Origin of the sequence: Nonomuraea cypriaca (genome assembly GCF_015645445.1) — a bacterium.
Lineage (GTDB): Bacteria > Actinomycetota > Actinomycetes > Streptosporangiales > Streptosporangiaceae > Nonomuraea > Nonomuraea cypriaca.
The window spans coordinates 1-12,573 of the sequence record NZ_JADOGI010000281.1 but is presented as its reverse complement, the minus strand read 5'-3'; the positions used below and the strand labels follow the sequence as shown (position 1 = coordinate 12,573).

The following is a 12,573-nucleotide window of genomic DNA, read 5'->3' as shown; positions in this document are numbered from 1 at the left end:
CACGGCTCCCAGCGATCAAACTGACCTACGGACTCACCTGCGCCAAAGAGCTATCGACGTCGGCGGGCAACCAGCCCCGATTTTCCCGCATGCGCCGCGGCCCCGCAGGGGCCCAATCAACTGACCTCCTTATTCGTCCTGCCAACATAGTTAACCTAGTTGGCCTGGTTGTCAATGTGCTCTCGGTTGGCCTGGTTGCCGTTTCGTGGTGTGATGGAAGGCGATGGTCAAGAACACCGGGCAGCCCGGCTACCTGCAGATCGCCGACGATCTCCGCGCGCAGATCCGCGGCGGGTCCCTCGCGCCCGGAGCCCCTCTGCCGTCGACCGCCCAGCTGGCCCAGCGATACGACGCCTCGCTGTCCGTGGTGAAGATGGCCGTCGGCATCCTGCGCAACGAGGGCCTGGTGATCGGCCAGCAGGGCAAGGGCGTGTTCGTCAGCGATCCCGACCAGCGCCCCGCCGGCGGCGAGACGGCCGGTGAGGTGGCCGAGCTGCGCGCCGCCGTACAGGACCTGTCGGTACGGCTGTCGCGGGTCGAGGAGCAGTTGGCTACGTCCACGACACGCCGTCCCGGACGTAGCAGCCGGTGACCTTCCGGGCCAGCGCCGCTGATGCCCCGTCCGGCGCATGACGCAGGCTCAGCGCCTTGTCCTCCCGGCGGATGCCGACCAGGACCGCGATGTAGCCCGTCAGCAGCACGACGCCGAGCAGTCCGGCGATGATCAGGGGGATCGTCGTCATGACCAGATCACCCCCGCCTGCGCCAGGCCGCGAGGGGCACGCGGGGGGCGTCTGGTCTCGCCCTGACGGCGCCCGCCGCGCCTGCGCTTCCCCGCCTGCTTCTTGGTCCAGCGCTCGCGGGACCGGCACTTGAGGCAGTGGACCTCGCCCTCCTCCAGGCGGGCGCTGCACTCGCAGGTGGGCTCCGGGTAGATCTCGTCAGTCATGTGATCACCTCTCCTTTCGGATCTCGGTTTGTGCTTGCGAACCGAGAATGCGACGGAGAGTCAGGACGAGATCACTACACGACGGGACATGTTCAAGACGTCCGGCCTACGATGGCCAGGTCCCCAGACGTCCTGCTGGCAGGTGACATGGCGAACGAGAGATTGCGGGCGGCGCTGCTGCAGCGCGGCGTGAGCATCGCGCAGCTCGCGGAGGCCATCGCGGTAGACCCGAAAACGGTCGAGCGGTGGGTGACCAAGGGCCGCTCGCCATACCGAAAACACCGATATGCGGTGGCTTCGTACCTGGATACCGACGAGACGTACCTGTGGCCGTCGGCGCTGACTCGCGACCAGGTGGCCTCAGCGTCGGAGTCCGAGATCGTCACCGTGTACCCGCATCGCTGGGCGGTGCCGAGGGACGTGTGGGGACGGCTGTTCGCCTCGGCCTCCGAGGAGATCGGCGTCCTGGTCTACAGCGGGTTGTTCCTCGCCGACGACGCGGGCCTGGTCCGGATGTTCGGCGAGAAGGCCGACGCCGGGGTGAAGGTGCGCATCCTGCTGGGCGATCCGGACTGCGCCGAGGTAGCCCAGCGCGGCCGGGACGAGGGCATCGACGACGGTATGGCGGCCAAGATCCGCAACGTTCTCGTGCTGTACCGGGAGCTGATCGGGCGGGACAACGTCGAGTTCCGGCTGCATGCGACCGTGCTGTACAACTCGATCTACCAGGCCGACGATCAGTTTCTCGTCAACACGCACGTGTACGGGGTGCCGGCGGGCAATGCGCCGGTCTTCCATCTGCGCAAGGTGATCGGCGGGGACATGGTCGCCACCTACGCCGAGAGTTTCGAACGCGTCTGGGACGGCGCCCGGCCGATAGGGTCCTGAGCCATGGCCAAGCGGATCGACTACTACGACGACCCCGATGCCCCCGCGGCCAACAGCCTCGTGCCGTCCGTCAACGTGGTCGTCACCAACGACACGGGCGAGGTGCTGATGATCCGTCGCACCGACAACGGCAACTGGGCGGTTCCCGGCGGCGCGATCGACCTCGGTGAGTCCATCCCGCAGGCCGCAATGCGGGAGACGCTGGAGGAGACCGGGATCACCTGTGAGATCACCGGCCTGGTCGGCACCTACAGCGACCCCCGCCACGTCATCCTCTACACCTCCAACGGCGAGGCGCGTCAGGAGTTCTCCCTGGTTCTGACCGGCCGCGCGGTCAGCGGCGAGCCGACCCCGAGCGATGAGTCCCGTGAGGTCCGCTGGGTGTCTCGCGATCAGGTGGTCGCGTTGCGGATGGATCGCTCGATGCGGATGCGGATCGAGCATTACCTAGCCGGTACCGGCCTGCCGTACATCGGCTAGCGCCGTTTCCACCTCCCGGATGGCCGCCAGGATGCACGGTGTCGAGGCGGTGATGGAGCGGGACACCAGATGGTCGGGGCCGTACCTGGCATGGATCTCGGCGAGACGCTCGGTGACGTCCAGGTGGATGCCGTCGGGGCCGGTGGTCATGTCGCAGTAGGTCAGCGCGCGCGCCAGCTCCGGCGGTTCCTCGTCGAACTCGACGGTGAGCGCGTCGAACAGGGAGCGCTCAAGGGCCTCGTTGACGGCGCAGGAGTGATGGGCGATCAGACGGCACAACGTGTCGTCGGCGCGATGCACATCGCGGAGGTAGCGGGCTCCGTCGAGGGGATGAAAGCCGGTGACGACCAGGCGGGGGGCGTAGCCGATGTCATGCAGGTAGGCGGCGGCGGTCAAGGTGTCGGTCGCCTCGCCGAGGATCGGGGCAAGCGACACGGCCCGGGCGGCGACTCCTTGGGTGTGCGCCCAGCGCCGGGGAAGATCCGTCTCTAGCAGGTCTTTGGCCAGGTCATGAGCCCATTCAGCTTGTCCCACGGTGTCTACGATAGGCATGGGATGCCGGATGTGTGCCAGTCTGCCCGCTAGGACGTCCTAGGACGTCTCACCCTTCACGAACCGGCCCCGCCCCTGCTCGGCCACCACCAGGCCCTCCCGCTCCAGCACCGCCAGAGCCTGCCGCACCGTATTGCGCGAGGCCGCAAAGCGCTGCCGCAACGTCAGCTCACTCGGCAACGCCGCCCCCACAGCCAGCTCACCGCTCTGGATACGCTCGCGCAGCTCGCCCGCGATCCGCTGATAGCTGTACGGAGCATCCGGCGACAGGACGGAGGCCGCCGTGACGATGCGGCCCTTGGACGGCACCGTCACGATCAGCCCCTCCTCCTCCAGGATCGCCAGCCCACGCCGCACGGTGTTGCGGGCAATCCCGAACTCCCGGCACAGCGCCGCCTCCGAGGGCAGCACCTCGCCGGGCGCGTACACGCCGGAGGCGATCCGCTCCCGCAGCCGGTCCGCCACCTGCATGTAGACGCGCCCACCCGTCAGCCAGGCCCGCTCTTGCGCCATCGAAGGTCAGGCACGGTAGGCGTCGACGATACGACTCAAGTCCATCCCGAGTTCCCCCTGCTCGCCCTCGTGCCAGCCGTCCCGCGCGGCCTGCTCGATCCGCTCGACCGCCGCCGGCAGCCGCAGGCAGGTGACCCGCTCGTCCTCCCGATCACCCCAGTAGAACCAGCAGAACGCCAGATGGACGAAGACCCGCCGCGTCCGGAACCGGCCATCGGTCACGTCCAGCCCGGGCCGACCATCGGCGGCCACCACCAGCACCGCCGTGATCTGCCGCTCGACAAGCTCGTCCCGCAGCGTGGTCAGCAACCGCTGAGCGTAGGCGTGCTGCTGTTCTTTGATGCTCTTCATCGCCGAGGCGTCCTCTCGCCGTCACCGTCTGTGTACGTCGAGATTCGCCTCCAACCTGGAACCTCTACACCCCAACTCGGGGACGTCTAGGGACGTCTCGTGTTAGCTTCGCAGGCAGAACACCCCGTCCCCGCCGGAGGTGCGCCTTGAACGACAACCTTCGCCACGCCCTCGCCAACGCCCGCCTCCAGCCCGCCGACGTCGCCGCTCACCTGGCCGTCGACCCCAAGACCGTGCACCGATGGCTGAAAGGGCGCATCCCCTACCCGCGCCACCGCTGGGCCATCGCCGACCTCCTCCACGTCGACGAAGCCGACCTCTGGCCCGAGGCGACGCAGCACCACCGCGTCATCTCCGACGAGGTCCAGGCCGTCTACCCGCACCGCTGGGCCGTCCCCCAGCACACCTGGCGACACCACTTCGAGTCCGCCACCCGCGAGATCGGCATCCTCACCTACAGCGGCCTGTTCCTCGCCGAAGACACCGGCATTATTCGCCTCCTGGCCGCCCAAGCCCAGGCCGGCGTCAACGTCCGCATCTTGCTCGGCGACCCCGACGCCCCGGAAGTGGCAACCCGCGGCATCGACGAGGCCATCGGAGCACCCGTCATGGCCGCCCGCGTCAGAAACGCCCTCGCCCTTTACCGCACCGTGCTCGCAAGCGGCAAGGCAGAGATCCGGCTTCATGGGACCGTGCTCTACAACTCGATCTACCGCGCCGACGACGACCTCCTGATCAACACCCACGCTTACGGCACACCTGCAGCCCAGGCTCCCGTTATCCACCTACGAGCCACCGAACAGCAGGCGGCAGCAGAGACGTACCTGGCCAGCTTCGAACGTGTCTGGGCCGCCGCAACCTCATACACAGATGCCGTTTGACCCGCCTTCCGCAGCTCGTAGACAAACGGAAGCCGGAATATAGCGCTTGACCTGGGAGAACGGGCATTAGCGAAGGAGCGTGGCGTGTGCCTACGGTCGCCTCTCGCGTTTCCGCAGGTCAGACGCTTCTGTCGGACGCTGCAACGGCGTGTCGCCCCTGCCTTTGCTTCAAGTCCCCGATGTGTGTCCACACCAAGGAACCAACATCATTGTTCCGCCCCGGACAGGCCACAACAAGTCTTGATCTTCTCGTGCAGAGACGGCATACTTGCAGGTCAGAGGCGATCGAGGCGTCCGGCGATGCTGTAGGCACACGCCATACTGGCCAGTAACTCTATTTCGCCTGGTCAGATGCCGTTGCTGTGCTTCCGTGTGACTACCAACTGCGGAACCCGGGTTTGAACAGGCACAACATTGGGCGAGCAAGATTGTGGGCGTCACATGATGCTTGACGCTTCGGCCTCGCCTGATGCTTTGAATGATCACGACGAGGCTGACCAACCCAAGCTCTGCGTGGACTGGCCATCATGTCGCCCGGCGACACTTCCGCTCATGCCGATGAGAGGGCTTTGACGGTCAATGCCGGGGTTGCGTCAGCAGGTCAGGGCCTCTTGGCATAGTGCTATTGCGCTCTGCCTGTCATTACTCGCTGGCTTTAGCGGCGTTGGCCGCGTACCGCCAGAAGTCCCGCATCCACTCGGGCGGGCTCGGGCTGTCGGCCGCCACTTGGGTGAGCAGGATGGCCACCGTGCTGGTGGACGGGATGATGTGCGCCGAGGTTCCGGTGCCGCCGACCCAGCCGTAGCGTCCCGGCACGTTCCACGGATCGATGGTCGCGATGTCGACCGAGCCGCCGAAACCCCAGCCCTGGCCCTCCAGAAACAACTTGCCGATCTCGCGTTGGGCCTGGGTGGTGTGGTCGCTGGTCATCAAGCGCACCGAATCGGCCGACAGCAGTCGGCGGCCGTCGACGGTGGTGCCTTCGCCCAGCAGCATCCGGCCGAACACAAGCCAGTCGTCAGCGGTTGCGACCAACCCGCCGGAGCCCAACGCAAACGCGGGCAGGGTGCTCCACTGCCCGTCCGGCCCGTCGGCCAGCTCCAGACTTCCCGCTGGGCCGGTTCGGTAGTAGCTGGTGAACCGCTCGAGCTTGTCGGCCGGCACCTCGAACCCGGAGTCGACCATGCCCAGCGGCTCGAACACTCGCTCAGCCATGAATTCGGGCAGCAGTTGGCGGGAGACCCTGGCGATCAGCACGCCCTGCAGGGCGGAGCAGGTGTCGTACAACCACGCCTGTCCCGGCTGGTAGAGCAGCGGAACCTGGGAAAGCTCAGCCATCCATACGTCCGGTGCCGGGAAGCTCTGCGGCTCGCGGCCGTCCTTCTGTACCGGGAACAACCGCTGCACAGCCGGCAGCGTGAAGTCGGATGGGAAGCCGTACCCCGCACGGGAGCTGAGCAGGTCGAATACGGTGATCGGCCGGACCGCCGGGACCGCATCATCGACCGCACTGTCAGGTGTGCGGACGACGGTTGGTTTCGCCAGCTCGGGCAGCCACTGGTCGACCGGGTCGTCGAGCGCGATCCGGCCGTCCTCGACCAGCATCATGACCGCGGCGGCGGTGATGGGCTTGGTGATCGAAGCGATGCGGAAGATCGAATCCCTGGCCATCGGGGTGCCGTCGACGGTGACAGAACCGACGACCGCTATCTCGGCCCGGTCACCGCGAGCCACCAGGCCCACCGCTCCCGGCACCGATCCGTCGCGGACGTACGCCTCCAGGGTGTCATGCAGGTCGTTCATCGATCCACCTTCTGTCGTGTGCGGTCGAAGGGTGGACCACCGACGCGGCCAGGACTCATCGGTCCGACGCGCAGAGCGACGCGGCTCGGCTTCCGCACCTGATCTGTCGACCGGCCCATACGCGGTCAACGTCCGCTCATGCCGCGAGTCGCACCCTCGGCACGACTCCGGATTGATCATGTCAACCATCAAGCGAGACAGGACAATGGGCGAGCAAGATCAGAAAGCAACTTATCTACACGTGATCAAGGGCAGCCCGCCTACGGCGGCCTGCCGTGCGTCGGGCAGTCGCTGGCCGCGCTGCGGCTCTCCGGCCGGTCGCGGCCAGCGCCGCCCACGCGCTGACAACTCAGCGACATGGTTCAGTCCTCGAGGCTGCAACGACGAAGTGCTCCAAATGCAGGTACGCTGCGACCTTCGACGTAGGGCCTTTAGGTCGAACACTTTCTTCTTTTTAAGCTCGCCGCAATTGTGAAGGTTTTATCAATGCCAGTCCCTTATTGGCTCATCACCGACTGACAGTAGCGATCCCGTTCGCCATCGCGTATGCTCGCAAAACGCGTGCTCCGTCACAACGATGGAAGGGTATACGGTGGATACACTCCTGAAGTTGGTCGAGGGGGCGCTACCTCGCTTAGAAAATCCTCCTATCCTTGAGAGCAACGCCCCTGCCGCCTTGCTTATCATAGGCAGTCCTCCTAGCCGGTATATCTGGCCCAACCTAGCGGACTGGGATGCTCCGGACGGATCTAAGGTGCTCCTGATCGAAGCCGCGGGCGCTGTCGGAAAGACGGCTGCAGCCGAAGCCTTAGCGAGCACGTTGAAGTGGCCATTAGTAAATGCATCAAAAGCACAGGTCGGATCATACTCTCTGTCGGGCCTCATTCAAGATGCATTAGGCTTCAATTCTCCATTCATTGGAGATGTCGTGTCTGGCAGGGCAGGAGTAATTATCGACGCTCTCGATGAAGCTCATTTGAAGGCAGGAACTGCCAACTTCCTTGCCTTTCTTGAAAATATCAGGAAGCTTTCCGGAACTCCTGGCAATGGGTTGCCCAGCATTGTTCTGCTGTCGCGCGCAGATACGGCGATCCTTGTCAAAGAATCCTTTGCAGAGGCAAGCTGTCCGTTAACCACGGGCAGGATCGACTTTTTCAGTCATCAGCAAGCGCAGAGCTATATTAGATCATACATGTCTCAGCAGCACACGAAGTTTCCTGATCGACACTACGATGCGCCGGTACGGCACCCCCAACCCTTTGCCGAACTCCTTGACCAGCGACTAAGTGAGATTGCTCGAACGCTGCTCTCAAACCCTAATGCACGCGCAGTGAATAACTGGGAAGAAGCGAAAGGCTTTCTAGGCTACGCACCTGTACTGTCGGTGCTTGGCGAGTTCCTTGCTGTCGCTAACCCCTATGCCGAACGTCATGCTCTAGAAGCACCTTCAAGCCACGCACGAAGCATCCTGCTGACGATAATATCAAACCTTTTGGAACGCGAGCAGATTAAGTTCCAGAATCAAGTCCGAGAGAGGCTCCGGGCTACCCTACCCGCGAATCTCGACTGGGATAACTTCGACGAGATATACGGTCCTTCCGAGCAGAGTGTTCGACTAGTAGGAAAAGTACTCCATCTAGAATCAATAGTCCCCATTCCGCCAAGTATGCCAGATGCCATCAGAGAAAACTACGAACGTGATGCCAGACAGTTCACCTCCGACCACCCCTTCGTGGCTGGAGTGGGCGCCGTCAACGTTGTTTTCTCTGACTTCATCATGGCGAAGGCAGCAGTAGATAGGACGTGCAGGCTTGCACTGGCGCCAGATCCTAGGGGCGCTCTTGGATCTGTTGGCCCTTTCTTCTATCAATTCGTTCATGAATTTGGCCGCAATGAGGTTTCGCCTAATGCAGAGCACGCACCAGAAGTCGCTGTAATTACGGAAGACTTGATTCCTATAGTCCTCGACTCGCAGTCTCAGTCTGCTCGTCCCGATGATTGGAAAAGATTCATCTTCGTCCAACAAGGAAACGAAGGTGCTCTGCTGTTGCATGACATGCTCACCAAATCTGAGCGTACATTAGATTTTTCAGTGACAGAGCTATCGGGTGGGCTTCACTTGCCACGCCGGCTTTCTAGAGGATTGATCGTTACCGACTCAGGCGTGATTCTTGGTAGCCGAGAAAGTCGTTTTGTGCTTGGCCCTGCCAGCATGATCATAGCTGATGAAGTTGTAATCGAAGCTGAAATCCTCTCCATTGATCCAGGGAAGGAAAAGTCGCTCGCTTCGGTCATTTCATCCGAGAATATTAGCGTGAGCGGACGACTTTCCGTCGAATGTCCGGACCAAAGGTCGTTGATAATCTACTCGGGCAGTTCTATCCCCGCCTTTAGGCCTTATGTGCGACCGCAGGGCGAACGATCGTTTTTCGCCGACTATGGAAAGCTAGTAGATCTTAGAGCACTCATGCTTGCATTTCGCGGAGGCCTAGGTGAGAGCCCAGGCGTCTTCGGGGAATTGATGGAGAAGCGCATTATAAAAAATAACCTAATCCGCCAGAAGTATCTTCGTCGCCTGCGAGAGCTAGGGCTAGTGTTCACAAAGGATGCGCATTATTACCTCAATACTAGCCAGCTGGCCGGCCATGGGATCACCTTCAGTGATTTATATAAGGGAGAGCCGACCGAGCAAATATTGGCGTTCCTCAAGCTCCTGGACGCGGAATGATAACCCCTGACTGAGGTCTCGGTACGAGAGCAAGGTAGCAGGGTTACGGCTGTTCATAAGTGGGTGCTATGCGCCCGCAAGTTCCATGTCCAAGGCAGATCAGGAACTCCTCCCTTGATTGGGCCTGACACCGGGTGACAATGGTTGAGGTGACAGCAGTGCTGACAGCAACGTCCCACATATCGACGCACCCGTCACACCGTACGGAGGCACCTGTCCGCGTTTCTCGACCAGTCGACCAAGGTGGTTGCTCCGTCTGAAAGCGAGAGGCTGGGCTGCCGCGCGGCTTCCGTTCCTCGGGCCTGGCGGCCCTGCGGTACGGGTCCACTTGCCACCGGGCACCCCACCTTCTCGCCGCATCCAGACCTTGGGGTCAGCAGCCCATTCCTGGAACTGATCCGCTTCCTGCCCTCCTCGGCAACAGCCCCATCGCCGTCAACGAGGAGCAGGTCAACGTGAAGCGCCCGGAGCGAAGCGAGGACGCACGACGTTGACGGGCGAGGAGTGACGGTGGGGCCAAGAATTCCGGCAAGGGGTTGACTCAGGGAACTGCCGCAGCCCCGTCGTCGGGACTCGGCACCGGGTGACCATGGCTGCACCTTACAGATGTAGCAGGCGGGCCACCGCTGGTCGATCAAGCACAACTACCATCCAGGCGACAGCGACAAAGGACACTGTGCCGATCCCCGACTTCCAAACACTCATCGACGAGTACAAGCCATACCCGATTCTGCCCGCGGTCCGGTGCGTTGATATTCCGGCCAGTCCATCATTCTAGAAAGGATAACGTTTTGAGCGACTCTCTCCGCGCCTTCGACATCGAGGGTGAATGGTGGTTGCCCGAGCACGAAGACCGAAAGGTGGCCGGAAGACTCCGCTTCGACCCAAACTCCAGTGCGGAACTGCGACTGATCGGGACCTTCCGCTCGATGTTCGAGGAAGGGGACCGCTCGCTGCAGTCGGACGGTACCGCAATCATCGAAGTCTCCAAGGACACGATCGAGAGGGACGGAACCTACCCGCGCATCCACGGGCTGGCGAACGGCAAGCAATACACGCTGGAAGACTGTTTCCGCTCTCGCACGACTCGGCATCTCATCGGTGGCGGCGGAACAGAGACTGTCCACGTCAACCAAATCTTCCAAGGTGCCTACTTCGAGAAGGATGAGGCGCTGGCCGCGGATGGCGTGTCGGTGGAGTTGCGCTACCTCACCCACTGGATCTGCCACACCGGGATCAAGGAGACGCACGCATTCCCGGTCGCCGACCTCCCGCTGAATGGGCCAGAAATCACACTGGAGGCTCGGGCGCTGGATGACGCCATCGTTACTCTGCCGGACGGTGACACACTGCGACTCAAGCACTCGGTCACTATCAACGGCGACCGGATCACTACGCGAGAGCTTTCACAGAAGTTCTTCTTCCGCCTCTATACATCGTCGCTCCGCCCCGTTCCGGAACTCGTGGAACGCGCCAGCGACTTGCAGGACCTGGTCTCCATCGCGACAGGCCGTACGGCGGAGTTCGACGGTATGCGGTTTTGGCACCCCGACGTGACCTGGGAGGGCGGTGACCGCCAGGAGAGGGAGCCGATCGAGTTTTTCGTGCCATGGAACTCCAAGGACAAGAGCAAGACCCCCGGCAAGCTGTCTCTCCACGAGATGTTCTTCACCTACGCCGAGTTCGGCGGCATCGACGGCGTCGGCCGATGGCTAGAGAGCGTCGCCCGCCACCGGGAGGCGCTCGGGAGGGTCATGGCCAGTAAGTACGCGAAGAGTATGTTCGTCTCCGACCGCCTGCTCAACCGCGCGGCTGCCCTGGAAGCTTTCGACCGCGCGGCGTCCGGACACTCGCAGAGCAAGTTCAAGACCCGGCTTACGCGATGCGCGGACCTGGCGGGAAACCTCTTCGTCTGGCTTGTTGGAGACGTGGGCATCTGGGCGGAGGCGGTCAGAAGGGATCGCGATGACATCGCTCACCACCTCGGCACGCGGGTGAAGCAGACGCCTTCTGCGCAGCTTTTCCTGGCCGATTCGCTGTATTGGCTCTTCGTCCTGTGCATGCTGCGAGATGCCAGGGCGCCGGAGGAAGTGTTCGACCGGATCGAGAAGCACCCCGAACTCGAATGGCTCGGACCGAAGATCCGAGCTGGCCTCTGAAGCACTGCGTGCGTTAACCGTTACTACTCTGGAAGCGGCGACTGGTCGGAAGACGACGCCCCTGGAGCCCCTATTCACTTCAGGGTAAGCCGTTCGTCGCCAAGCATCCCTTTTAATGCTTCTGTATTATTCACGGCTCTAGAGGTGAGTTATGGGCGCTTAGTCATTTTTGTGAGAACAAGCTCCTTTGGTCCTGCTTGCCACAGAAGATCAACTTGTTAGACAATGTGCGCCTATCGGAGTAAAACCAGGATTGGTGCTCCTTCGTGCTGGGCGAAAGGTCGCGGGCGTGATCGCAGATATCGCGGAGCAGTTCTTGGACGATGTCGACGCCCGTGACTTGCAGTGGAACCAACCAGACGGCGTACTAGGAGGGCTGACCACCGAGCGGATTCTGTTCGGCAACGGAGACGCGCCCCTAGAAGTAGCGATTGCCTTCAGCGAGGCCGGCGAACCCAAGGCAGAGAGTCTCCGTCGTCTGTGGAAGCTTCGGCATGGGAACCGCCCGTCTCCGGTTCTGCTCGTGGTTCTGTACAGCGACGCAGGCACGACCAAGGCAGCGGCCTGTGGAAACGATGGCGATCCGATCACCGAGCTGACCGTGGACCAGCTTGGCAGGATCTGCTGTACGGTGCTCGCTGAACCGGACCGGCACATTGCCCTCCGCACCCTAGATCGGCTTCTGACCACCGCTAAAGAGCAGCTCACTCCGGGGCTGACCAACCAGGGCTTATTCGCCACTCACGAGCTCCGCAATGGAGTCCCACGCCGCGCCGACTGGGCCGACGCTGCTGCGATCGCCCGTCCGCTGCTGGGTCTCAGCGGGCTTCCGCTGATCCAGGCACTCGGATACGGCACGACTGTCCGAGGGTCAGCCGCGCTGCTTCTCACACACCAGGGCACCTCCCGCTCGATCGCCGTTCTGTTGGATCACGACGAGCTCTTCGATCGTCCTTCCCCCCGGTTCGGGGCGGTCTCTCCGGTCTCGCATGCGATTTCCGTTGCCGCCCGGGAGAGCCTGCCCTGGGTGATTGTGCTACGCGGCAACCAGATACGGCTGCACCCGGTCAACCCAACCATCGGCGTCGGCCGCAAAAGCCAGGGCGAGACTTTCACCGAACTCGACCTGACACTGCTTTCCGATACACCGGTTGAATTCGTAGAGTCGGTCATGGTTTTGCCGGGGTGTCGAGGGTGAGACCGGTCTGGGTCAGGCAGCCGGTGAGCAGGTGGGGCCGGTACTGGATCTTCTTCAGCTTGCGTTTGATG

Annotated in this window: 13 protein-coding genes; 7 read left to right on the top strand and 6 right to left on the bottom strand. The window is 62.6% G+C overall.

Going from position 1 to position 12,573, the window contains the following annotated elements:
* Positions 1 to 223: 223 nt before the first annotated feature.
* Positions 224 to 592, top strand: a complete 369-nt coding sequence (locus tag ITP53_RS48620) for a GntR family transcriptional regulator (protein ID WP_195902276.1) — start codon at positions 224 to 226, stop codon at positions 590 to 592.
* Here ITP53_RS48620 and ITP53_RS48615 read toward each other — a convergent pair.
* Positions 552 to 743, bottom strand: a complete 192-nt coding sequence (locus tag ITP53_RS48615; protein ID WP_195902275.1) for a hypothetical protein — start codon at positions 741 to 743, stop codon at positions 552 to 554. The genes ITP53_RS48620 and ITP53_RS48615 overlap by 41 nt on opposite strands.
* Positions 740 to 949 (bottom strand): hypothetical protein, encoded by a 210-nt coding sequence (locus ITP53_RS48610; protein WP_195902274.1) that lies wholly within the window; start codon positions 947 to 949, stop codon positions 740 to 742. The genes ITP53_RS48615 and ITP53_RS48610 overlap by 4 nt, the downstream gene beginning before the upstream one ends.
* A gap of 147 nt (positions 950 to 1,096) precedes the next feature.
* On the opposite strand from ITP53_RS48610, the gene ITP53_RS48605 reads away from it, so the two are divergent.
* Entirely contained in the window at positions 1,097 to 1,837 is a 741-nt protein-coding gene (locus ITP53_RS48605) for a helix-turn-helix domain-containing protein (RefSeq protein WP_195902273.1), read from the top strand.
* Between the two features lie 3 nt (positions 1,838 to 1,840).
* Positions 1,841 to 2,317, top strand: a complete 477-nt coding sequence (locus ITP53_RS48600) for an NUDIX hydrolase (RefSeq protein ID WP_195902272.1) — start codon at positions 1,841 to 1,843, stop codon at positions 2,315 to 2,317.
* Here the strand turns inward: ITP53_RS48600 and ITP53_RS48595 are convergent.
* From ITP53_RS48595 to ITP53_RS48585, 3 genes are read right to left on the bottom strand one after another with little or no spacing between them, the layout of a single operon-like run.
* Complete coding sequence (locus ITP53_RS48595; protein WP_328818240.1) at positions 2,285 to 2,851, bottom strand: HD domain-containing protein; 567 nt, start codon at positions 2,849 to 2,851, stop codon at positions 2,285 to 2,287. The two genes, ITP53_RS48600 and ITP53_RS48595, sit on opposite strands and share 33 nt — an antisense overlap.
* 57 nt (positions 2,852 to 2,908) lie before the next feature.
* Positions 2,909 to 3,382, bottom strand: a complete 474-nt coding sequence (locus ITP53_RS48590; protein WP_195902270.1) for a GntR family transcriptional regulator — start codon at positions 3,380 to 3,382, stop codon at positions 2,909 to 2,911.
* Between the two features lie 6 nt (positions 3,383 to 3,388).
* Entirely contained in the window at positions 3,389 to 3,733 is a 345-nt protein-coding gene (locus ITP53_RS48585) for a hypothetical protein (protein ID WP_195902269.1), read from the bottom strand.
* A gap of 146 nt (positions 3,734 to 3,879) precedes the next feature.
* Here ITP53_RS48585 and ITP53_RS48580 point away from each other — a divergent pair, with 146 nt between their 5' ends.
* Positions 3,880 to 4,614, top strand: a complete 735-nt coding sequence (locus tag ITP53_RS48580) for a phospholipase D-like domain-containing protein (RefSeq protein ID WP_195902268.1) — start codon at positions 3,880 to 3,882, stop codon at positions 4,612 to 4,614.
* Between the two features lie 642 nt (positions 4,615 to 5,256).
* Here ITP53_RS48580 and ITP53_RS48575 read toward each other — a convergent pair.
* A complete protein-coding gene (locus ITP53_RS48575; RefSeq protein WP_195902267.1) occupies positions 5,257 to 6,417 on the bottom strand; it encodes a serine hydrolase domain-containing protein in 1,161 nt (386 codons plus the stop codon).
* A gap of 754 nt (positions 6,418 to 7,171) precedes the next feature.
* On the opposite strand from ITP53_RS48575, the gene ITP53_RS48570 reads away from it, so the two are divergent.
* The 3 genes from ITP53_RS48570 (at position 7,172) to ITP53_RS48560 (ending at position 12,502) form a co-directional block, all read left to right on the top strand.
* A complete protein-coding gene (locus ITP53_RS48570) occupies positions 7,172 to 9,145 on the top strand; it encodes a hypothetical protein (protein WP_195902266.1) in 1,974 nt (657 codons plus the stop codon).
* A 791-nt stretch (positions 9,146 to 9,936) separates the two neighbouring features.
* Positions 9,937 to 11,304 (top strand): ApeA N-terminal domain 1-containing protein, encoded by a 1,368-nt coding sequence (locus ITP53_RS48565; protein WP_195902265.1) that lies wholly within the window; start codon positions 9,937 to 9,939, stop codon positions 11,302 to 11,304.
* A 289-nt stretch (positions 11,305 to 11,593) separates the two neighbouring features.
* A complete protein-coding gene (locus tag ITP53_RS48560) occupies positions 11,594 to 12,502 on the top strand; it encodes a hypothetical protein (protein WP_195902264.1) in 909 nt (302 codons plus the stop codon).
* The last annotated feature ends 71 nt before the right edge of the window (positions 12,503 to 12,573 follow it).

Coding starts and splice junctions, on each gene's coding strand:
- ITP53_RS48600 (WP_195902272.1), top strand. CDS start 1,841: ATGGCCAAGCGGATCGACTACTACGACGACCCCGATGCCCCCGCGGCC.
- ITP53_RS48615 (WP_195902275.1), bottom strand. CDS start 743: ATGACGACGATCCCCCTGATCATCGCCGGACTGCTCGGCGTCGTGCTG.
- ITP53_RS48605 (WP_195902273.1), top strand. CDS start 1,097: ATGGCGAACGAGAGATTGCGGGCGGCGCTGCTGCAGCGCGGCGTGAGC.
- ITP53_RS48610 (WP_195902274.1), bottom strand. CDS start 949: ATGACTGACGAGATCTACCCGGAGCCCACCTGCGAGTGCAGCGCCCGC.
- ITP53_RS48590 (WP_195902270.1), bottom strand. CDS start 3,382: ATGGCGCAAGAGCGGGCCTGGCTGACGGGTGGGCGCGTCTACATGCAG.
- ITP53_RS48620 (WP_195902276.1), top strand. CDS start 224: ATGGTCAAGAACACCGGGCAGCCCGGCTACCTGCAGATCGCCGACGAT.
- ITP53_RS48575 (WP_195902267.1), bottom strand. CDS start 6,417: ATGAACGACCTGCATGACACCCTGGAGGCGTACGTCCGCGACGGATCG.
- ITP53_RS48585 (WP_195902269.1), bottom strand. CDS start 3,733: ATGAAGAGCATCAAAGAACAGCAGCACGCCTACGCTCAGCGGTTGCTG.